At 54.5% G+C, this 19,030-nt stretch carries 21 protein-coding genes; 8 read left to right on the top strand and 13 right to left on the bottom strand.

Annotation, left to right across the window (positions count from 1 at the left end):
- Positions 1–944: 944 nt before the first annotated feature.
- Genes PG5_RS01645 through PG5_RS01625 form a run of 5 tightly spaced genes read right to left on the bottom strand, consistent with a single transcriptional unit; the run spans position 945 to position 4,654 of the window.
- A complete protein-coding gene (locus tag PG5_RS01645) occupies positions 945–2,381 on the bottom strand; it encodes a 3'-5' exonuclease (protein ID WP_020795346.1) in 1,437 nt (478 codons plus the stop codon).
- Position 2,382: 1 nt separating this feature from the next.
- Positions 2,383–3,156 (bottom strand): FlhC family transcriptional regulator, encoded by a 774-nt coding sequence (locus tag PG5_RS01640; protein ID WP_042955161.1) that lies wholly within the window; start codon positions 3,154–3,156, stop codon positions 2,383–2,385.
- Position 3,157: 1 nt separating this feature from the next.
- Positions 3,158–3,592, bottom strand: a complete 435-nt coding sequence (locus PG5_RS01635) for a hypothetical protein (RefSeq protein ID WP_042955160.1) — start codon at positions 3,590–3,592, stop codon at positions 3,158–3,160.
- Positions 3,585–4,094: a hypothetical protein gene (locus tag PG5_RS01630; protein WP_042955159.1), complete on the bottom strand. Its 510-nt coding sequence runs from the start codon at positions 4,092–4,094 to the stop codon at positions 3,585–3,587. The genes PG5_RS01635 and PG5_RS01630 overlap by 8 nt, the downstream gene beginning before the upstream one ends.
- 2 nt (positions 4,095–4,096) lie before the next feature.
- Positions 4,097–4,654, bottom strand: coding sequence for a transglycosylase SLT domain-containing protein (locus PG5_RS01625; RefSeq protein ID WP_020795343.1), 558 nt, complete (start codon positions 4,652–4,654; stop codon positions 4,097–4,099).
- Positions 4,655–5,101: 447 nt separating this feature from the next.
- Between PG5_RS01625 and PG5_RS01620 the strand changes: the two genes are divergently transcribed.
- The gene (locus PG5_RS01620) at positions 5,102–5,797 is read left to right on the top strand and encodes a helix-turn-helix domain-containing protein (protein WP_042955158.1); all 696 of its coding nucleotides are present in this window, start codon (positions 5,102–5,104) and stop codon (positions 5,795–5,797) included.
- Positions 5,798–5,829: 32 nt separating this feature from the next.
- Here PG5_RS01620 and PG5_RS01615 read toward each other — a convergent pair whose 3' ends face one another.
- Entirely contained in the window at positions 5,830–6,333 is a 504-nt protein-coding gene (locus PG5_RS01615) for a hypothetical protein (protein WP_042955157.1), read from the bottom strand.
- Between the two features lie 10 nt (positions 6,334–6,343).
- Positions 6,344–7,354: a ParM/StbA family protein gene (locus PG5_RS01610; RefSeq protein ID WP_020795342.1), complete on the bottom strand. Its 1,011-nt coding sequence runs from the start codon at positions 7,352–7,354 to the stop codon at positions 6,344–6,346.
- Between PG5_RS01610 and PG5_RS01605 the strand changes: the two genes are divergently transcribed.
- The 3 genes from PG5_RS01605 to PG5_RS01595 all read left to right on the top strand — a co-directional run bounded on the left by PG5_RS01605 (position 7,332) and on the right by PG5_RS01595 (position 8,789).
- Entirely contained in the window at positions 7,332–7,649 is a 318-nt protein-coding gene (locus PG5_RS01605; RefSeq protein WP_155943697.1) for a hypothetical protein, read from the top strand. The genes PG5_RS01610 and PG5_RS01605 overlap by 23 nt on opposite strands.
- 290 nt (positions 7,650–7,939) lie before the next feature.
- Positions 7,940–8,407, top strand: coding sequence for a conjugative transfer protein MobI(A/C) (gene mobI, locus PG5_RS01600; RefSeq protein WP_020795341.1), 468 nt, complete (start codon positions 7,940–7,942; stop codon positions 8,405–8,407).
- Positions 8,408–8,465: 58 nt separating this feature from the next.
- Entirely contained in the window at positions 8,466–8,789 is a 324-nt protein-coding gene (locus PG5_RS01595; protein WP_020795340.1) for a hypothetical protein, read from the top strand.
- 80 nt (positions 8,790–8,869) lie between these two features.
- On the opposite strand, the gene PG5_RS01590 is transcribed toward PG5_RS01595, so the two are convergent.
- Together PG5_RS01590 and PG5_RS01585 are read right to left on the bottom strand one after the other, a co-directional pair.
- Positions 8,870–10,141 carry a Y-family DNA polymerase gene (locus PG5_RS01590; protein WP_020795339.1) on the bottom strand — a complete coding sequence of 424 codons (1,272 nt, stop codon included), beginning with the start codon at positions 10,139–10,141 and terminating at the stop codon, positions 8,870–8,872.
- Complete coding sequence (locus PG5_RS01585; protein ID WP_020795338.1) at positions 10,138–10,614, bottom strand: LexA family transcriptional regulator; 477 nt, start codon at positions 10,612–10,614, stop codon at positions 10,138–10,140. The genes PG5_RS01590 and PG5_RS01585 overlap by 4 nt, the downstream gene beginning before the upstream one ends.
- Positions 10,615–10,888: 274 nt before the next feature.
- Here PG5_RS01585 and PG5_RS01580 point away from each other — a divergent pair, with 274 nt between their 5' ends.
- On the top strand, positions 10,889–14,173 hold the full coding sequence (locus PG5_RS01580) for an ATP-binding protein (protein WP_020795337.1): 3,285 nt from the start codon (positions 10,889–10,891) through the stop codon (positions 14,171–14,173).
- A gap of 83 nt (positions 14,174–14,256) precedes the next feature.
- Here PG5_RS01580 and PG5_RS01575 read toward each other — a convergent pair whose 3' ends face one another.
- The 3 genes from PG5_RS01575 to PG5_RS01565 form a co-directional block, all read right to left on the bottom strand.
- Positions 14,257–15,378: a trypsin-like peptidase domain-containing protein gene (locus PG5_RS01575; protein ID WP_020795336.1), complete on the bottom strand. Its 1,122-nt coding sequence runs from the start codon at positions 15,376–15,378 to the stop codon at positions 14,257–14,259.
- Between the two features lie 197 nt (positions 15,379–15,575).
- On the bottom strand, positions 15,576–15,950 hold the full coding sequence (locus PG5_RS01570; protein ID WP_020795335.1) for a hypothetical protein: 375 nt from the start codon (positions 15,948–15,950) through the stop codon (positions 15,576–15,578).
- 407 nt (positions 15,951–16,357) lie between these two features.
- Positions 16,358–16,579, bottom strand: coding sequence for a hypothetical protein (locus tag PG5_RS01565; protein WP_020795334.1), 222 nt, complete (start codon positions 16,577–16,579; stop codon positions 16,358–16,360).
- A gap of 211 nt (positions 16,580–16,790) precedes the next feature.
- Between PG5_RS01565 and PG5_RS01560 the strand changes: the two genes are divergently transcribed.
- Positions 16,791–17,387: an SOS response-associated peptidase gene (locus tag PG5_RS01560; protein WP_371106591.1), complete on the top strand. Its 597-nt coding sequence runs from the start codon at positions 16,791–16,793 to the stop codon at positions 17,385–17,387.
- 174 nt (positions 17,388–17,561) lie between these two features.
- Positions 17,562–17,990, top strand: coding sequence for a PLP-dependent transferase (locus tag PG5_RS01555; protein ID WP_042955155.1), 429 nt, complete (start codon positions 17,562–17,564; stop codon positions 17,988–17,990).
- A 62-nt stretch (positions 17,991–18,052) separates the two neighbouring features.
- On the opposite strand, the gene PG5_RS01550 is transcribed toward PG5_RS01555, so the two are convergent.
- Positions 18,053–18,511, bottom strand: a complete 459-nt coding sequence (locus PG5_RS01550; protein ID WP_020795332.1) for an Lrp/AsnC family transcriptional regulator — start codon at positions 18,509–18,511, stop codon at positions 18,053–18,055.
- Between the two features lie 129 nt (positions 18,512–18,640).
- On the opposite strand from PG5_RS01550, the gene PG5_RS01545 reads away from it, so the two are divergent.
- Positions 18,641–19,024: a Rid family detoxifying hydrolase gene (locus PG5_RS01545; RefSeq protein ID WP_020795331.1), complete on the top strand. Its 384-nt coding sequence runs from the start codon at positions 18,641–18,643 to the stop codon at positions 19,022–19,024.
- Positions 19,025–19,030: the final 6 nt, after the last annotated feature.

Genomic DNA, 19,030 nt, shown 5'->3' with positions numbered 1-19,030 from the left:
GTGGCCTTTCAGGCTTTCAAGATTGCGGACTGGTCGGATGGCTGCCATTCCATGGTGGAAATGGATCGCTCGATTGCGGTGACCGTTGGTTGGCAACTGGGCTCATGGATTTGGCGTCACCTGCCTGCCGCTTATTCCCACGGTGGGAATAGATCTCCCAGTGCCTGCCTCCTACCTGGTGCACCGGATCAAGGATTTAGCTGTGACTGTACGCTGCTCATTCCCACGGTGGGAATGAGATCGTTATGTCAGTTCCCCTTCATTCACTCTCGAGCCAAGCGACGTTATGGGCCGGACTCGACCCCTTATGCTTACGGCTCAATAAAGTTTCTCGACGACCCCCATAAGGACCTCGATTACAACTCCCTGTGCGCGGGCCATTTTCGGGGTTAGTAGCCACGTTACCGGTTCAATGCGTTTGAACCCGAACGTGCGGAATAGGGAACTGGTTCCCTTCGGGCAGGTGCATATTCCCACGGTGGGAATGGAATCCACCGGCGGATCAGTGTGCACTCTGAGCAGGGTAGGAGAAAAGTGCAATCCGCGGCGAGACCATCTCAGACTGGCTCAATCCCAGGATCAGGAAAAAATGAGCCACCTGGTGCGTGGAGGAAGGGTAATAATGCTGCGTGCTAGGATTTTGGTGCACTGTATAAAGGTACAGTTTGTCCAAGGCGAGAGAACAGGAGGATTGCAGGAGTTTGATGACGTACGTTTGAACCTCACTATAAGGCAATTTTCAAGGTCAACAACAGAGCCACAATAGGGCGACAAACGTTCGACAATCGGAGCTAAGACTTGCCGCTTAATTTAAGGCAGTCTAAAGGTCGACAATAGTGTGACAATCGACGGACTAACGTCTTGGGCATCTCATCCGTAGATCGATGATACAAAAAAAGCCCGCAATACGCGGGCTCTTGATGGAAGGGGAGGGGAGCGATACCTCAGAGTCTGATTTCCGAGACTTGGAGTTCTACTGCTTGTTTCGCTCTGGTAGCTGCTACATACAGCAGGTTCAGTTCTTCATCCCATCGCGCGTCGCCCCCGCGCTTAGCGGTGGCCAGGCTGTAGTCGAAGTCTTCTCGGACTATCACATTCTGAAATTCCCTTCCTTTGGCTTTATGACATGTGGTGAGCGTAATTCGACCGTTCGATGATTGGCCTCTGCCTGCCAGTACTCGCACGAGATCATCCTCCCGTAACTCGTAATCTCTGGCCAGAGTGTAGATCTGAGCAGTTTCTGTACCTGGATGGTCCGAAGCCCATTCCGCGAGTTCATCATGGCACCTGAAGGAGGATAGGGCAGGGTGTTTTGCCTCTCTGGGTGCGTTTCTCATTAATGCAAAAACGGATTCTGTTTTTTCGCGAATATCAAGAGTGTCCCCCACTATAGAAAACGATTCCCCAAGATCCCTAAGTGTTATGGCGTCACGTATCAGCGCTGTGTTCGTTCGGAAGATGCGTGTGTGCTCCTCAGTTGTCGCAATCGGGCCAACCCTTGAAGATTTTCCAGCGAGCCCTCGGAGCTTGATGGGGGGAGGGGAGGACTTGTACTCCAGTATGCGGTTCGCCAATTCGGCAATTTGAGGGCCGAATCGAAAGGACAAGGTAAGGGGGTATTCGCGGCCTGGAACCTTCAGCATGGCGTCCTGGGAGCCGCGGTAAGCAAAGATCTGTTGCCCGGCATCCCCGACGTAACAGGCGCGCTTGGCGAATGCCAGGCAAGAGAGCATGACGTCTGAAGCGTCTTGCGCCTCGTCAAGGAACAATTGGTCGAAGTGGGATAGACCTGGGCATCCCTGTAGGTGCCAATCTTTGACATACAGATCGTGGGGAAGTGGAAGTTTGGTTCTCGATGCGACGCGCATCGCGTCGAAGAGAACTCTCGCATAACGCAGGGCAAGGTCGGAAACCACCGGTTCTCTAACCCAAGATGGGACGTGTACAGTTGACATTATCGAATCGGCGCTGGAGCAAAATTTGCTGACTGTACCGATGATGATCTTGGTAAAAGCCTGAGCATCTATCGGTAGTTTTTTCTTTTGCAGATCAAAGGCTTGTAGGACGTGTGAGGCGTAGAGAGGCCCAATAGTACGTCCTTCTGATCGGGCTCTGACAGCCTCGAAAGCCAGGCTGTTGAAGGTCCTCACCACAGCAAGATTCCCAAAGGAACTCTGCACCTCCGCAATCAGTGGTTTGCTGTAGGCTAAAACTAAGAGCCGGCTCGCGCCGGCTCGATTGCAGTCTAGGACTGCCCCTTTTAATGCTGTTGTCTTACCACAGCCCGCACCAGCTGTTGATTTTATAATTCCTCGAGGTACCTCTAGTAAGCTTACAGATGCTTTCCGAAATGCCGCCTGTTCGTCCGTAGGCGCATGCATGTTAAGCAGCCTGCAATCCGTGACCACGCACTGCAGGCGACTTGATCAGGAATTTGACCAGTCGATCGCCGGTCTGAAATTTCAAGCATAGTCGTTTGATTTCATCATCAGTAAGGGAGAGTAATTTTCTGCAGGCCACCAGCTCGCCTTCAGAAAGTGCGAACTCGCTTTTGATCTCATCAGTCTTGTAGCCCCAGTTTTCCCACTGGCTGACCTTCACAGAAATCTCAATGAGTTCACCTACGTTGCGGGCCGATACAGCGCGATCGGCAACGTCACAGTGGAATGGGTCTCGTACCTGGACACCCTCGCACAACGGGCATGCATGACGGCGGTGATTGATGCTCGCGACAAACTCGATGTGACAATTGCTGCAGGATCGCATGGTGACCTCCTGGCTCCGGTAATCACGCGCAATTAGCCACGCGTCATCGAGTTCCAGGATGTTCTCAAGGTCCAAGTTCCCACCGCGCAATGCTGAGTGGCTATCAAGATACTGAGTGTGGGCAGCCATTACTACGTGAATATCAACCGCTTCACGTGGTTTTTCGGCAGTAATTAAGTACGCCAGCATGAATAGGCTGGCTTCCAGAGAAACCGCGCGTTTGACCAATAGGCTTTCTGCGTTGGGCAAGGGGCCGGATTCGGAGGGGCCACAGACCCCCAATTTTTTCCGCAGGCTGGTCACCTGTTTCCGGGTCAGGCCGGTGTGTAACCGGATGATCGCCGATCGGAAACCTGCTTTAACCAATACGTTGGCAAGTGATTCGTCCATTTCAATGCCCCTTTACGACGCTAGATATTATTTTGTTTAAGAGTGTTATCTGGTCCGAGCTACGTAGCTCTCTTGCGAGAACCCAGGCCTCGTCCAATGAAAGAGGGGAGGGGATTCCAGTCCGTTGAACAAGCCTGTATTCGCGGAGGTAGTCCTCATACGCGGCAATGAGCTTATCGATGTCGACCTGGAGCTCGGCACTGTCTGCCTGAGCTGTGTAGAGAAGTAGAAGCGCCGCTGCACCTGAGGCTTTGTTGGGGGCACTTAAAATGTCATCCATCGAGGGAACGAACGAAGCTTCTAGGCTGCGTACCACTTGAGTTTTAACGTCAACTGGTAGCAGGATTTGATCAGCAGAAAGCCCGGTTTGAATGTTAACCAGGATTGGACTCAGTCCAGCTTTGAGCAACTGTACGGCCTGTCGTTGTTTACTCACTCCGACGTCCTCCGGAAAGAATTCGCATGAGGTTGGCGATGCGTACTGTGCTATCGGGTGCACCAACAATAATTTTGCTAAAGGAGGTACGAGCGGCGAACGTCACTCGCCCTTGTGCAGCCAGGCGAATTCGATCTTTCATCTTGCTTGTTGCAAGCCAGTTAGCCTTGTCCGCGCAGGTAATTCCCCAGTCAATCATTGCTACGCGACCCCTCAGGCGAAGATCGTCTGCGATTGCGCCCAAGAGCTGGCTAATGGTTGAGACGGGAGGGGACGGGGTGTGGAATCCAGTTGAATTTTCTTCAGCCAATGTGCCGATGCTGACAAGTAGAATTGACGATGGGAGAGATGCCAGCTCGGCCAAATCGCCTTCAGCTGCTTGGACAAGCCATTGCCGATCTACAGGAGCCAGGTCGAAATAACGACCATAGGCGGGATCGTTGTTTTTCGCCCAATCCTGAGCAACCCGTAGTGCAAGGTTCAACGCGAACGAATCCATCATGATCACCCCTCCTGCTCGAGAACAATGAGTCGGCGCCATACGCGCAGAACATTTACCCCATAATCACGTGCCACTTGCTCAAGATCGGGGTTTGGTGTGTGGTACCGGCCTAGGGCAAGTGCCAGGTCGCCCTTACCCGCACTGATAAATTCGCAAAAAATTTCTGTGCCAACGCGCACGTTCGTATTGAGATCAAGCAAATCTGCGGGATTTGATACGCGATGGCCGTTCCATCGCATGCTCACCTGCATGGCACCTATTGCGATTGTCTTCGTTTTGGTCAGGGCCTTGGTGAGTTGATCTGCGGCTTTTTCCTTGGTGGAAGGGTGGTAGGCCTTGTTGTCGATGTTCAACGCATAGGGGTTTGGCTTTACCAATGGCCCATCGTATTTTTTCGACTCGACGAGGGCGATTGCATAAAGGAGCTTGGGGTCGACCTTGCAGGCCCGATTCGATTCCTGCTCCCAAACTGTCCCTTTCAGGCTGAATGCCGCCGACGAAAGTGGTTGCAGCGCTATGGCTACGGCCGCCGTCAGAATGAGTTTGAGAGTGCAATCCATCGAAATATGACCCTGTCCTAGTGCATAAATGGCGCTTCGTCGTGGGCGCATTCTACCCATGGTTCAGGATGTTTCAAGATGGTTCACCACAATCTGACCCTTATTCAGTGTAGATTTATGTCGTGAATCAGACGAACGGTACGTGCATTGTCACCTTTTTGACTAGATTTTCATGAAATACGGCAAAAGATGGCACGGAGCCATGTTGTTGACACTACTTTGACGTCAAAATGATATTACTAAAATCTACACTGTAAGCTCATTTTTTTACCCTAAAAGGGTCACATTTCAAGGCTTTGATTTACACCAATGAATGGGTGTAAATTGACACGGTATAAACGATGTCTAAATTCACGCCTAATAGCTGCCTAGTGAGCTCTCGCCAAAGGTGGCGCGACGGTCGCAATTCAACACAAACCAAGGTGGAAGAGCCGAGGATCGCACTACATGCAGTACGCCGCTGAAGCGACCAGTCATCACGCATTTGTTACACGCGTGACCGAACTGATGAAGGTTCACGAAGTCTCCGCAACGAAGTTGGCCCAGCTGTTAGAGGAATCTGAGTCTACGGTTAAGAATATGCTGTACAAAGGAACCGCTTGCACCCGAGAGCGCCTTGTTCAGTTGGCCCGGGTTCTTGGTACCACAGTTGAGTACCTCGCAACTGGCTCTGATACGACGAAAGATGACGACTCAGTTTCTTTGATGGTTCAAAGTCCCGAGCAATTGGCCTTCACCTTAGGGATACTGGCCAAGGAGCCCCCTGCAATAGTCGTGGAATCAGTGCTCCGAACCCTGCCGATGCCTCTTCGGCTCTTATCGGAGTACGGCTTAACGCCTGAAAGTACCAGGGCAGTATTGGTAAACACAGATGCTTTAAAATCTGTGGTTTCGCGAAATGACATCATCCTTGTCGATATCTCTCAGAAAACACTTCACGAGGGTGTTTATCTGATTTCTATCCGAGACTCGGTTGTTCTTAGACAAGTTTCACCAGTTATCACTGGCTTTGCCTTAACTTCGACAAACCCGAATATCTTGGGAACCACTGTACCCATTGACCCAGAGACCGGCTTACCGAAAAACGCCGATACGCGCGTAATAGCTAAGGTCGTTTGCAGAATGTCATTAAGTGCACTCTAAAATAAAAGCCCGCTAATGCGGGCTTTGTATTTTCAAGTAAGCGAAGCTTTGAAAGCTGGTCTTTTACGGTTCAGCAGTTGGGGCGACAAGCTTGTTTTAGGAACTGCATTCGCATCTGCCGATAGATCCTCCTCGACCGTGGCTCGTCCAGCCGCGGTTGCCTGGGATGGTTGCTCCCGGTTGCCGTTCCATTGACTCTTCGCGGGGGCATCGATTGGCGGGGGAGGAGGCAAGACGGATGTAACCTCATCTACGCCTACCACCCCGCCGTGGAATGCTTCCCCGGGAACCACATCCCGCGCATTAGCTGCCTTGACGCTATCGCCAGGCACGGTGATCGGCATTGGCATCCTGACGCCAGTGGGTTGTTCCCCCTCAAGCGTTCTCTCTGTCATCAGGCCGAGCTGAGCAAGGTAGAGAAGACGCCTGGCCCGACGCATTTTAGAGATGCCTTCTAAATCCTTGTAGAGAAGCTTTGACTCCGATGTCAGCTTCACCAACATTTTCAGAGTGTCGTCGTCGTCTAACTTGCTCATGGTCAATCCCTTAACCGTGGTTCAGCCAATACCCGAAGGCATTAGAGATTACTGGTCGGTCCGAGGTTAACGTCTTGGAGCGTGGGAACACCTGCTGAGCTGCAGATTTGTAGCAGTTTCCCCCACCACCTCCAAGCAGCACAAAGTCGACTGCTTCCCCGTCCAAGAAACGCATCTGCTGCTTCATGTTGAGGAGAGCTTTGGGCGCCACGATACTTGAGGCCTGCTCGATGAATGGGCCCAGGTCGACTTCGTCACCAAACAGGAAGACGCGGTTGCGACCGTTCTGCATCGCGATTTCAATCTTGTCGCGGCCAGGTCCATTGCCACCAAAGTCCTTGGCGATTTCTACGTTGATTGCATCCAGAAGGGCGCTCATGGCCTCCATGGAGGAGTCCGACGAGTCGCGGACAATGTCACCCCGACGGAAGACAACCCAGTCGACGGAGAAGAACCCAGGGTCGAGCACGAGAAGGACTGACTCTTCCAGGATTTCTGGGTTTGGATGGGTTGCGTAGATGTAATTCAGAGTGCCGACAGGTTGAGGGAGTACTGTGACCTTCTTCACAGTGATCTCTCGTTTTGGGGATACCTGGTGGGTACCTGTCAGTTGTGCGGTTAACCGCTCAACCAGCTCCGCATTACGTGCTTGCTTCACTGGCAGGCCGGTGATCAGGTGGTCAATCTGCGAGCGGCCGTCTGCGCACACCTCGCTGATCGAAGCATTGAAGAGCGCACGGTAGGTATCGGTCGATGGGTAGTCGGCATGGAGCTCACGTTTCACTCCAGAGCGGCCCGGGTTAACGAAACCGACCCACTGCTCATTGTTCAAGTAGACGTAGTGTTCGCCGTCCTTCAAGTCGATGTTGCCATTGAGGCTGGTTACTGGTGCCGCTTGGGCAGGACGAACCATCAGGCTCGGTTGATCCTGATCTGCATGACCGTATGCCATCTTCACGTTCGAATAGCCGATGTCCAGACCTACAACGAAGTCGCCGGTGGGCTTGTTTTTACTGGCCATGTTGCTCCTTAAGCTCTCGCTTGGGTTTGCTATTGGTCCGAAGCAGTTTTCATTCGGTCGACAATCGATCGACAATCGAAAACAGCTCGCGGAATTGGATTCTGTCGTCAGTGGCGCCATCCCCGTGCTCGACCCCTTCGTCGCAGCACAATCGGACGACAAACGCACTTCACCCTTAGATCCTGCCATCGATTTCCAATATGCAACCCCCCAATCCGACCCATTTTTCAGTCCTGGTAATGGACGTGAAATGGGGCTTAGCGCACCTGAACGCCGTCATCTCCATATTTTGTAGATTTAACTGTGAATTCTCTTATAGGGGTAATACAGCTGCCATACAGAGCTTCGGTGCTTCTCTGAGAAATGTATGGTGGTAGATTTCCCCTATAAGGGATTTTTGCGTACTGCATTACTTTCAAAAAAATGCATCCGTAAGATGGGTTAGATTCCCCCTATAAGGGAATTCAGCATTCGTGTAGAGTTTTATCGCCATTGCCGTGTTGGCCATGGTTTTTTCGCCCTAGGGAACAGTTTATATTCTAGGGGTAATCTAGTTTTCTGTATTCCTATTATAAGGGTAGGGTAATGATTGATCCGATTGAGCACCCATCGTTGCGTGGCAAGCTCAGTGCCAAGTACCTCGAGATGATTCGCGAGCTCGACACGATTCACTTCATGCTCAGAGACCAGGCGATCCAGCTAAGGGACGAATTCTTTGCTGACGCAAAACGAGAGGGGAAAATCCTGTACCGAACAGTGCAGGTGAAGGTGAATAAGCAGGAATCTGTTTCGATCATATGGAAGCGTGTCAGCTTCATCGACCTGCCTGGAGGCAAGAAGAAACAGAGAACGACGGCGATCCCTAAAGGGAAGGGGCACAGCTACAGGGAGGACGCGGTCGTGAAGAAAGCGGACTACTGGTTGCAGCAACTGTTTCACACCTATGAACCCAAGTTCGCAATCATCCGAGAAAGTCTCGTGTCGAACATGAAGGCGCGGAAGACACTGTTGGAGTTACAGCGCCGGGTGAATGCAAACCCTCCGATAGAGTGAGGGTTGCACATTGGTGAGAGCGTATAGAGTCGGGTCATCCAACTTAGCAGGATTGACTATGAGCAACACGCCGCACGAAACCATGATCACCATCGATAAGGTAGAACTGGACCTTTGGGCTGACATTTACTGCAAGGCAAGACTGGCCAGCTTGATCGATGTGACTCTCTCCGAGTTTTTGCTACGTCCCTATGATTTCTTGAAGGCCTCAGGCCAAGCATCGGCGCTCGACTGTTTGGAAAATGGCTTCTTCCCGATGATGCCTGCGCAGGTTAAGGTCTCTCAGGATCTTCAGCGTGCGTGGGAAGGCAGTGACAAGAAGTTGCGGCTGGACCGCCAGCACTTGCAACTGGTCCACAGCTCTTGCGGGAACGAACGCTGAAGTTGGGGCCAAGGAAATGGACAGGGACTAGCAGCAGCGCTGCTAGCAGTGAGGCCGGACCGGGCGGCCCAGTAGTACGATCAGAAAACGACTTTCAGGTCTGCTAGTCGACAGGAGTATGCGGGGCTAAGGCTCTCCGGCCTGCCTCGCGGTCCGGCCAATTCAATTGTTCTTGCAAGCTTTACGGTGCCACGACCAAATCGGGAGTTGATTTCGTCAAGAGTGGACATCAAGCGATCCTGCGACGTGTCGTCGTAACCGAACAGGTCCTGCTGGTGCATTGCTGACGCCGGCTGTATGCCCATCAGCAGAACACCTGCCTTGGAAAACCTAATACCCGGTTTGAATATGCTGCGTGCAGCTTGAGAGGCGGCTCTGGCGAACACTCGTGCGTCAAACGCAGGCTGTGCAAATGGGACAGTTACCGTCTTGGCGTACGGGGCGGACTTAGTTTCAAAAGGGCTGGTGCGCGCATACACCCTGATAGCTGAGGCAGCAGACCCTTGTTTTCGGAGCCTGCCGGCTGCCATCGATGCGAACTCCACCAGAGCAGCGGAAAGTGCATCCAGCGACTCTATCCGCGATCCGAAGGATCTACTCACGTTGATCATCTCGCGGGGGCCATCGTTTCCCTGCAGATCAACTGCACATACTCCATTCAACTCCATTTGAGTACGAAGGACTGTCACCGGGAACTCACGCTCAATAACGTGTCGTGGGAGCCCGGCAAACTGAGCGGCGGTGGTTACCCCCATGGTGGCCAACCGGGCAGTCAAGGAAGGCCCAATCCCCCAAACCTCGCCGACGGGCGTCAACGCAAGTAACTGGTCTCGGTCGATCGGAGACATGAGATTGCACAGGCCGGTCTTCAACACCCGCTTGGCCCCGTAGGAGCCTAGTTTCGCCAGGGTGGGTGTAGGGCCAATTCCGGCGCCGGTACCCAACCCGGTCCACGCGAGTACCCGTTCCCTCGCCTGTATTGCCAACTGGTGAAGTTGCAGGTCCGACATACCATCAGCATGTAAAAAACACTCATCAATACTGTAAGGAGTTATTTTGGCCGCAACTGTGGCAACAGTTCGCATTAGACGTGAACTGGCGTCGCCGTACAGGGGAAAGTTCGCTGAACAAATAATTAAACCAGAGCGCCAATATTGTTGGCTAACTAAGTGAACAGGTTCTCCCATTTTAATACCAAGTGCCTTGGCTTCGTCGGAACGTGCGATTACACAGCCATCACCAGAACCGGCCACTACAACAGGTTTATTTGCAAGTTCAGGACGCCACACACGCTCTGCGGACACGTAGAAATTATTTGCATCTAACAAGATGAACGCAGGTCGTCCCTTCATACCGGGCAAAGTCGGTGCAAATTAAAAGTGCATACACCCCAGATAATTAAGCTTTCTTTGTCAGTAATTACAATTGGGGAATAACCTTTATTCTCGGGGCAGAGCAGAACAACGTCGCCGGAAATCACCAGGCGCTTACACACGAACTCCCCCTCATGAATGGCAACCACGATTGAACGGTTGACTGCCTTCTTGGACCTGTCGACCACAATCACGTCATCAGGCCAGATGCCGGCATCGATCATGGAGTCGCCCCCACTGCGCACCAGGTAGGTTGCAGGCGGGTTGGCGACAGCGATGTCATCCAGTGAAGACATCTCCTCAATGAGGTCTTCGGCAGGGCTAGGAAACCCGCAACTGAGCTTCGATGTGAAAACGGGGAGCAGCCCGGAAGCAGGCTCCACCCGGATGCGGCCGATGACTGAAATGGTGTTCATTGGGTAACCTGTATAAACGTACAGTAAATGATTCATGATACACGCAGTCCAGCGAGCGACAAGGATCTCGCGCCAGAAAGCGGTAGCAAAAAAATGGACAGGGAGTGTGCCCGCACCGCGGGCCCGGCGAAGCCGGAGAAAATGGACAGGGGAGGGTGTGGACACCGCAAACGGAACAGACTGTAGAAAAATGGGCAGGTAGGGGGATGTGTGAGAAAAAAGACTCCCGGACGCTCCGTCCGCCTCGTACGATGTGCGCCTATTCAGCCCGCTTGATTCCCAGCAGCTCAAAATTCAATAAGGACACTGGATGACCCCTGCCGATATCGTCCGTTACTGGCGCTCAGTCGAACTGCTTCAGCCGCAGGCTGCCCCCAAGCGTAAGGAGCGGGAAGCGCTGCATCAGCCGTACATTCACGACGTATCCGTGGTTAACCCTGTGATGCCCTGGGACACTGCAAGCATCGTCGCAAAAGAAACGCTGCCAAAAGGCAAAGTGTGGAGCCACCTCCTTTTCGCGCATTGCTACGACGTCAAGTATGCGGTGAAGGCGCTGGAGGAAGCGTTTGGTGCCGATCAGGGATACGCGGAAACCCCAAGTCAAGTTGTCGCCCTGTACTCACTCAAGTTAACCCACTCCGGCGTCATGGTGGCCGACAGCCTGGTGCTGTCCTCAGCCGCTTGGCTGCTGGCGAGAGTACGCGCAGGGAAGGATTGGGCGCGCAGTTTCGACGAGGCCCAGGACAAGGTCCGAGCCAAGGCGACAGAGGAACTTGCAGGGGTGGTGACTTCGGACAAAATCGTTCGACTTACCAGGTGGATCATCAACTATTACGGGCTGCACGGTTTTTTCGCGGAGCTCGAGAGTTTTCACCGCTTTCGCTCCAAACCGATCAAACCTACAGAAGTCGAAAACGACGACGACCCGTTGAACAGCCTTATTCTGGACGACTTGGCCAAAATTGCGGACAACCTGGAGTGCAGCAACAGCAGTGCGCCGCTGAATGCCTACCTCACACCCCACACAGGGAGTGGTCGGATAGACGTCAGCGATGCGCGCTTTTCACGGGACTTATTGGACGAACTGGCGCCGGCTCGCTACCCGATGGGTTGCTGGCCGACAGAAGCAGACCAAGGGCTGGTTCATTCCCAGCAACTTGCGGTTAACCATATCGTTGGTTCGCTCAGCGGCAGTAAAGGACAAGGACAACGTGCGGTCAATGGTCCGCCAGGTACGGGTAAAACCACGTTGCTGAGGGACATCATTGCCTCGGTCGTTACCGGCCGGGCTGATGTATTGGCATCGCTGGACCGAGCTGCGGATGCATTTGAGGGCAAAGGAGTACCCGCCGAGGAGGCGAGGAAGGGCGGCAAACGTCAATACTGCTTCTGCCTGAATGAGCACTTGCTCGGCCATGAAATTGTCGTGGCCTCATCAAACAACGGCGCGGTTGAGAACGTCACGCTGGAGCTCCCCCAACGAGACAGGATCGACGAACGTTGGCTGTCCGACCTCGATCACTTCGCCGACCTGGGCAAATGGCTGACCGGCAAACCCGCCTGGGGGCTGTTCTCTGCTGCCCTGGGCAGTAAGACCAACCGAAATACATTTGTCACCCGGTTCTACAATGGCGGTGGAAAGCCACTAGCGCACAACGGCCCCGAATCGGTCGACCTCGATGAGGAAGCGGATGAACTGGATGATGCTCCGGAAAAGGCAGAGAAAGTAGATGTAGGGCAGGCGGACGGTGCCCAGAAGGCGACTGGCCCCGATGAAGAACCAAAGCCCAAGGGATTCCGCAAATGGCTCGACGAGCAAGAGGTCGCCGTTGAGAAGCTGACCGTTAGCCGGCAGCCCATTTGGCAAGCGGCCGTAAAGCGTTACACGGACGCCAAGGCTCAGGCCGAAGCGGTGGGGGCTGAGGCGGCACTGGCGACTCAGTTGTTGGATGCCATGCTGCAGGCCCGAGAGCAGGTCCGACTCCAGCAGGAAGAACTCGCTCTGTCCATTGCAGGTCGCAAACGCCTCAAGTCCGAGGTCGACGATGTCATCAAAGAAGGCTCCACCGCGCAGGGTGCGGTTCGAACACAAGCGGCTCATATACAGCGTCATAACAAGACCAAGCCCGGTTTCTTGGCCATCCTGTTTACTTTGGGGCTGCGGTACCTGCAATGGAAGCAGGAGCTGGATCTGCTGCAGAAGGTTCTTGATGCGGAGGTGAGGGCATCGACGATTGTCGATTTGAAGGCGAAGCTGCTCCAGGACCAGTTGTCTGAATTCGACAAGTTGCTGGCCACGAGCGAGGTCAAGTTGCTGCAGTTGCAGCAGTCGGCGCGAACGCGTGAAGCGCAGGTGACCACGCTGGCCGAAAAGTACAAGGCTGCACATTTTCTGACGTGGCTGCGTACTGGCAGCATCGGCCGGGGGGCTGAGATTGAGCTGGCGGAACCCTGGATTGTCCCGGGATGGCGTCGGGCACGTGCGCGGGTGTTCATTGAAGCACTGCGTCTGCACAAGACCTTTTTCGAGCTCGAACCAAAACGGGTCCGCTCCAACCTGAACTTTGTCACAAGCATGCTGCAGGGGACCCGGTACGGCGGCGTGTCTCAAGACGCCATTCGGTCCGCCTGGGCAACACTGTTTATGGTCGTACCGGTACTGAGCAGCACATTCGCGTCCTTTGCCCGTACGTTTAGCACGCTGGGCGCCGGTGAGATCGGCTGGCTTCTGGTGGATGAAGCAGGGCAAGCAACACCTCAGGCGGCAGTGGGTGCCCTATGGCGTTCGCGCCGGTCGGTGATGGTCGGTGACCCCCTGCAGCTCAAGCCAATTCTGTCCGTTTCTGACGCTGCGCTTGAGCACATGCGCCAGCCATTCAAGGTTGACGCGCGTTGGATCCCTAGTGGGCTGTCGGCGCAGTCGGTGGCAGACCAGGGCATTGCGGTCGGTAGGATGCTCGGCCCGGCCGACATGAAAAGCTGGGTCGGATTACCGTTGGTGGTTCACCGGCGCTGCGACCGGCCCATGTTCGAGCTGGCCAACCGGATCGCGTATGACGGCGCCATGGTGTACGGCACGAGTACGCCATCCCCTGAAAAAGAGACCACCGCTACGCTGCCGACAGGATGGATCGACGTGTGTGGGCCCTCAAGCGGCAACTGGGTCAAGGCGGAAGGGCTGGCATTGAAGTCGCTGCTGGCCAAGCTGGCGCAGGAGGGCGTGCAAGCCAAGGACATCTCTGTGATTACCCCCTTCCAGGACGTGCGTAATCAATTGCGGGTGATGCTGCGCCAACCCATGGTCTTTGGCACCATCCACACAATGCAGGGAAAAGAATCTTCTGTGGTGGTGCTCGTCTTGGGCGGCAATTCGGCGTCGCCCGGGGCGCGGGAGTGGGCCGTGTCTGAGCCGAACCTGGTGAACGTGGCCGCCACTCGAGCCAAGCGCCGGCTGTACGTCATTGGTGACCGGGCGGACTGGTCGAAGCGGCCGATTTTCTGCGAGGTGATGGATCTGTTGCCTAAGTTGACGCTGCTGGATGCGCCAATCGAGCACCAAGTCGTAGCGGCGGACCAGCCATCCGCTGTGGTTTAGGGCATTAGACAGTAGCATTGAGGGGCGCCGGCTGTTCTAGGATTGCAGCCGGCAGGTCGATGGTGTTTGGCCTGCACCGTACCTCAAGAAGGCGTTATTTGAGCCGTGTGGGCGTGGTTATGTTTGTCGAGGAGATTGATCACATATTTCGAATCTAGGAAGTTTATTTTCCTTGCCTCTGATCGCCCCCTGAGAATCATCCCCACGTAATAGAACCGGTCGTCAAATTTGGCGAACACAGGTCCACCACTCATTAAATTCAGGTCGTGTTCGACTTCTTCGATATCCATGACGTGGACACCATCAACCAATACCCCGGCCGCAACCCCTGTGACGATAAGCGCAATATCATTGACCTTGAAATTTTCCCAGTCATACCGGCCGTCAAGGTCCGGGTATCCTGCAGCATAGAGCTGCTGCCCTGGCGAAAGATCCGAAGCGGGCTTACTCCATAACTCAAGATTCCATGCCCAAAAACCGTCGTCTGAGTCTGGGTAGCCCCTGATGTGCCAGGCATAGATGTCATCGAGCTCATCTCTGTGCGGTGGCAGATCACGGCTGGGAGATATGCCACCGTACATGTCCAACGGGACAGGGCTCTCTGGCAGCAACAGACGAAACTCCTTCCTGTTAGCGCCAAGATTTTCGATGACGTGCAGAGCGGTTACAGCAAAGTCGACACCGCCCCAACGCATGACAAAAAGCGAGCCTCCACCCCACTGTGCATTGTCATAGGACGATGGCCCAGGTTTGGTCTGAAAGATCACTGGTCGTGTTCCGGGGAGGATTGTGGTGCGCAACAGGTGGTCTTGCTTCTTTTTTACTGCCGATGCAAAGAGATCAGAACTCTCAACGTAACTCGCGCGGCTCAGCCCCAAAGCCACATGGTCATATTTTTCGTAAAGCTCGTGCAGTTCCTCCACGCAGTCTTGCATCAGATAAAACGCACGGGTGAAATACTCATGAGCCAAGGCGGGGTTGGTGTGTTTGACGGCCAGACCTAGAAGGAGCTCGTGGCTTTGACGTTCTGTTGCATGCGCATTGCTCAGCCAATAGCGGACACGATCTTCTTGGCCCTTGGCCTCATAGAACGCAGCCAGGTCAAAGGCCGCCTGGCGGTCGCCATTTTTCCATTCAATGATCTTGGTCCCGATGAAGTCACCATCCGGGTCCGGTGCTTGTACTTCTTGGTAAATTGGGGGCATGGAATATTCTTAGCTGAGTTTGCGGCCCTTTGACCGCGCTGTTAGTCGTCTTCGGTCCGGGAACACTGGCAGACTGGCGCCCATACTCGTGACACGCGGTGGCGTCACACACAGCACGGTAGCCAGTTCCCGACACACGTCGCAGTCGATGCCGGCGTGCGCGGGGCCGCGGTAAATGTCTCGGATGGCCGTAATGGTCAGTTCGTCATCTGCTGGTCAGTATTTTGGACCTTGTGCAGAGCGGCAGTGAAGCCGGCCAACGACTCAACATGCCCAAGGGCAGCGTAAAGGTCTTCTATGCTGGCTCCTTGAGGAAGCGCAGTGATCGTCTCGGAGAGCGCGAGTTTTTGCTCTGGGGTGAGGGCCTGCTCTGCGAGCTGTTCCAGGTAGCGTGTCACAAATTCCCGATTGTCACTCAACCCACCTGAGCGAAGTGGCGCAGCGGCGAGCGGAAACTCATCAGCTCGGATGCGCCCACTATCAATACCGTCAATCACCCTATCAAAAGCCTCGTTCAGACGTTTTTCGTCGCTCACGAACGCCGCGATCTTGCTGAGTGTCTGCTTGTCCATCTGGTTGTACTCCCATGGGAAAGGGTGCAAATGAAATTTGGTAAGTTGTTGATAAATCCTGTGATCTTGCTCGTTCCAACGCGCTTGGCAAGCCCCCTCGGTCGCTTCCTAAGCAACGGCGCTTTTAACGACAGTGCAGGGATCCTGTGACACCGCACCTGTAGCATCCTCCACGAAAATCAACGGCTCGCAGCACATGCCAAACGCTATGCCACGGGTTTTGGTATGGAAGGTTTCACCAGAACCAATCGGCAGGTGTAAGTGTCACTCATGATCAATCCCCGCGGGTAGGTGACCATAGTACCTGTCCATCATAGCCACAGGACCCATCCACTGCCCGCGCTCAGCCAAGCGGTAATGTGCTTCAAAAGCACCTCCGCTAAAGCTAAAGTCGAAAGCCACGGAAGTCAGGCAGGGCGCGTGTCCAGCATCACCTGCAACGCGTCGGCCAGCTCGAAAGCGGCCCACTGGTAGTCGACAAACAACTCAGCATTGGCGATAGAGGCGTCATGCTCATGCCGTAAATACGCGGCACGGGCAGCCCGATAGCGATTGAAGGCATTCACGCTGGGCTGATCCAGTTCCAGGGTGAGTGGGGTTTCCAGTTCGGTGTAGGTGACGTTGGGCATGGTGCTCTCCAGTGCTTTGAGGGCCATACCATTTACTACCAAGCCTTTGGTGTCTATCAGGCGATTCGCCAAAACTTGTAGGAATTTTGGCTGGTCGCGGAATTGTCCGTTACTGAAGTAGGCGCTGGCGGCCGGGCTCGCACAGACGGCGTCCAGCGAACTCCCGCAGTCCGTTGCAGACTGCAGTGGGAATACTCCGGCGGCCAGTCAGATGTATCAGCTATGGCAATGGCCTATGCTGTGTTTTTTTGACCCGGAGGCAGGAGGCACGGCTATGTGCAGTCGATACGAAGCACCTACGTCAGAGAGGCTCATGGCCGGATTCGGCACGGCACCGGATCAGCCTTTCAAAACAGCCTTGTGGCCTGGGTACATGGGACCCTTTCTGCGTGCTCGGGGAGAGGAAGGGGCGGAGGAGGGGGAGAGTCCGGTGGAGGCGCTCGTCGGTATGTTCGGTCTGCTACCTTTCTGGGCGAAGGACACCAAGCTCGCGCGGAGCACTTACAATTCAAGAAGTGAAACGGCCGCGTCCAAACCGTCGTTCCGATCGGCCTGGGCCAAAGCCCAACACTGCATCATTCCATGCACCGCGTTCTACGAGCCTGACTGGCGTTCTGGCAAGTCAATCCCCACCCGCATTACCCGGGCAGACGGTGGTCTGATAGGCATTGCAGGGCTGTGGGAACGGTGGGTTAATCCGGCGGGAGAGGTGGTGCACAGCTATAGCATGCTCACGATCAACGCTGCGGAGCTCGAGAGGTTATCCCTGGACAGTCCTAAAACCACACGATCAACATTAATATCATAATTCACAATGGATTTTTTCAGGACTGGTTCTAGGCTACCAAAGGTAGGGCACTCCTAGATTTCGGGTCGGTGACAGGGCAATCGGCGTATCACCGCGCTATCGGAACGCGGCCACGGTTGGCCAATCAAGCTCAGACCAGTAGCTGTGGTTCAGAAACCGACTTGACTCAGAGGGATGGAGACGAGGCGAAACAAGCGTTGTGAGCTAAAAATCTTAGAGAAAAAGGGATTCAGGGGTTGGCTGGCCAGCAACCCTCATCAGAAAATCGTCGTCCTGCACCCCGAACTGATTCAGGATGAAACCTACCAGGCGGTTTACCGCAGACAATGCACGGGCCCTGGTTCGACCTTTTCGTTCGTGCTGGACGATGGTCGCGAACGGGCCTTCCGCTTAATCAACGCCCTGCATTTGTTCAAATCGGCGGTCAGCCTGGGCGGCACCGAGTCCCTGGTCTGCCACCCTGCCTCGACCACGCAATCGGGTGTGCCGGAGGAACTGCGCAGCCAGGTCGGCGTGTCCGAAGGGCTGATCCGAATCTCGATCGGCCTTGAACACGAGGACGACCTGATCGCTGATCTGGATAACGCACTGCGCCTTTGCTGAGTACGCGAGATCACCAGGAAATAGCACTCGGCACGCTGCCGAGTGCTCTCCTCCAGCAAGCCTCATCGAGGTAATGGCAACGCCGTGGTGTATTTGATCTGCTCCATCGCAAAGCTCGAGGTGATGTTGGACAGCCCCTCTGTACTAGTGATCAATTTCTTGTAGAAACTGTCATAGGCCGCTATGTCGTTGATTACCACCCGCAGCATGTAGTCCCACTCGCCGGACATCCGGTAGAACTCCACCACCTCCTCGAACTGCATCACCGTCGCGGCGAAAGTCTCCAGCCAGAGACTGTCGTGACGCTGAGTCTTGAGCTGCACGAACACCGACAACCCCAGGCCCAATCGGACCGGGTCCAGCAACGCCACCTTGGCCCTGATATAGCCGCTCTCTTCGAGCTTCTTCACGCGCTTCCAGCAGGGAGTCGTCGAGAGGTTGACGGTCTCGGCGAGGTCCTTGAGGGAAATGGAGGCATCGCGTTGCAAGAGCGAGAGGATGTGGCGATCGAAACTATCCATTCTACTTATGACCCTAATATGTAGAAAATTTTTCTATAAATTAGCGTGAATCATGGAAAAATGAAAATTATTTTTTCCGTGGCCGGCAGTAAGATCTATCCCCATAAAACCTGCCCGGAGACACCTGAGATGAACAAGAAGATCATCGTCACCCCCGCCGCTCCCAAGGCGATTGGCCCTTATTCGCAAGCAGTGAAGTGCGCAGATACCCTTTATGTTTCCGGTCAGATCGCCCTCGACCCACAGAGCATGCAGATGGTCGAAGGCATCGAAGCGCAGACCCGGCAAGCCTTCGCCAACCTTGAGGCGATTCTCGAAGAGGCCGCGATGAGCTTCGCCGATGTGGTCAAACTGAACATCTACCTGACTGATCTGAGCCACTTCGCCCTGATCAATGGGGTGATGGAAGAGCTGTTCGCCAAGCCCTATCCGGCGCGCGCGGCGATCGGCGTCGGCAGCTTGCCGCGAGCAGCGCTGGTGGAAGTGGACGCGATCGCGGTGGCCGCATGCTGAGCCGGA

The sequence above is a fragment of the Pseudomonas sp. G5(2012) genome (assembly GCF_000408945.1).
Lineage (GTDB): Bacteria > Pseudomonadota > Gammaproteobacteria > Pseudomonadales > Pseudomonadaceae > Aquipseudomonas > Aquipseudomonas umsongensis.
Note: the sequence above shows the minus strand (reverse complement) of the source record. Positions and strands in the feature narration are given on the sequence as shown.

Bases quoted from the DNA above. Each gene is read 5' to 3' on its own strand.
- PG5_RS01610 (WP_020795342.1), bottom strand. From the start codon at position 7,354: ATGGCCAGTAAAAACAAGCCCACCGGCGACTTCGTTGTAGGTCTGGAC.
- PG5_RS01630 (WP_042955159.1), bottom strand. From the start codon at position 4,094: ATGATGGATTCGTTCGCGTTGAACCTTGCACTACGGGTTGCTCAGGAT.
- PG5_RS01545 (WP_020795331.1), top strand. From the start codon at position 18,641: ATGAACAAGAAGATCATCGTCACCCCCGCCGCTCCCAAGGCGATTGGC.
- PG5_RS01615 (WP_042955157.1), bottom strand. From the start codon at position 6,333: ATGAGCAAGTTAGACGACGACGACACTCTGAAAATGTTGGTGAAGCTG.
- PG5_RS01585 (WP_020795338.1), bottom strand. From the start codon at position 10,614: ATGAATCATTTACTGTACGTTTATACAGGTTACCCAATGAACACCATT.
- PG5_RS01595 (WP_020795340.1), top strand. From the start codon at position 8,466: ATGAGCAACACGCCGCACGAAACCATGATCACCATCGATAAGGTAGAA.
- mobI (WP_020795341.1), top strand. From the start codon at position 7,940: ATGATTGATCCGATTGAGCACCCATCGTTGCGTGGCAAGCTCAGTGCC.
- PG5_RS01620 (WP_042955158.1), top strand. From the start codon at position 5,102: ATGCAGTACGCCGCTGAAGCGACCAGTCATCACGCATTTGTTACACGC.
- PG5_RS01625 (WP_020795343.1), bottom strand. From the start codon at position 4,654: ATGGATTGCACTCTCAAACTCATTCTGACGGCGGCCGTAGCCATAGCG.
- PG5_RS01640 (WP_042955161.1), bottom strand. From the start codon at position 3,156: ATGGACGAATCACTTGCCAACGTATTGGTTAAAGCAGGTTTCCGATCG.
- PG5_RS01590 (WP_020795339.1), bottom strand. From the start codon at position 10,141: ATGAAGGGACGACCTGCGTTCATCTTGTTAGATGCAAATAATTTCTAC.
- PG5_RS01560 (WP_371106591.1), top strand. From the start codon at position 16,791: ATGTATCAGCTATGGCAATGGCCTATGCTGTGTTTTTTTGACCCGGAG.
- PG5_RS01580 (WP_020795337.1), top strand. From the start codon at position 10,889: ATGACCCCTGCCGATATCGTCCGTTACTGGCGCTCAGTCGAACTGCTT.
- PG5_RS01565 (WP_020795334.1), bottom strand. From the start codon at position 16,579: ATGCCCAACGTCACCTACACCGAACTGGAAACCCCACTCACCCTGGAA.
- PG5_RS01550 (WP_020795332.1), bottom strand. From the start codon at position 18,511: ATGGATAGTTTCGATCGCCACATCCTCTCGCTCTTGCAACGCGATGCC.
- PG5_RS01645 (WP_020795346.1), bottom strand. From the start codon at position 2,381: ATGCATGCGCCTACGGACGAACAGGCGGCATTTCGGAAAGCATCTGTA.
- PG5_RS01575 (WP_020795336.1), bottom strand. From the start codon at position 15,378: ATGCCCCCAATTTACCAAGAAGTACAAGCACCGGACCCGGATGGTGAC.
- PG5_RS01570 (WP_020795335.1), bottom strand. From the start codon at position 15,950: ATGGACAAGCAGACACTCAGCAAGATCGCGGCGTTCGTGAGCGACGAA.
- PG5_RS01555 (WP_042955155.1), top strand. From the start codon at position 17,562: ATGGAGACGAGGCGAAACAAGCGTTGTGAGCTAAAAATCTTAGAGAAA.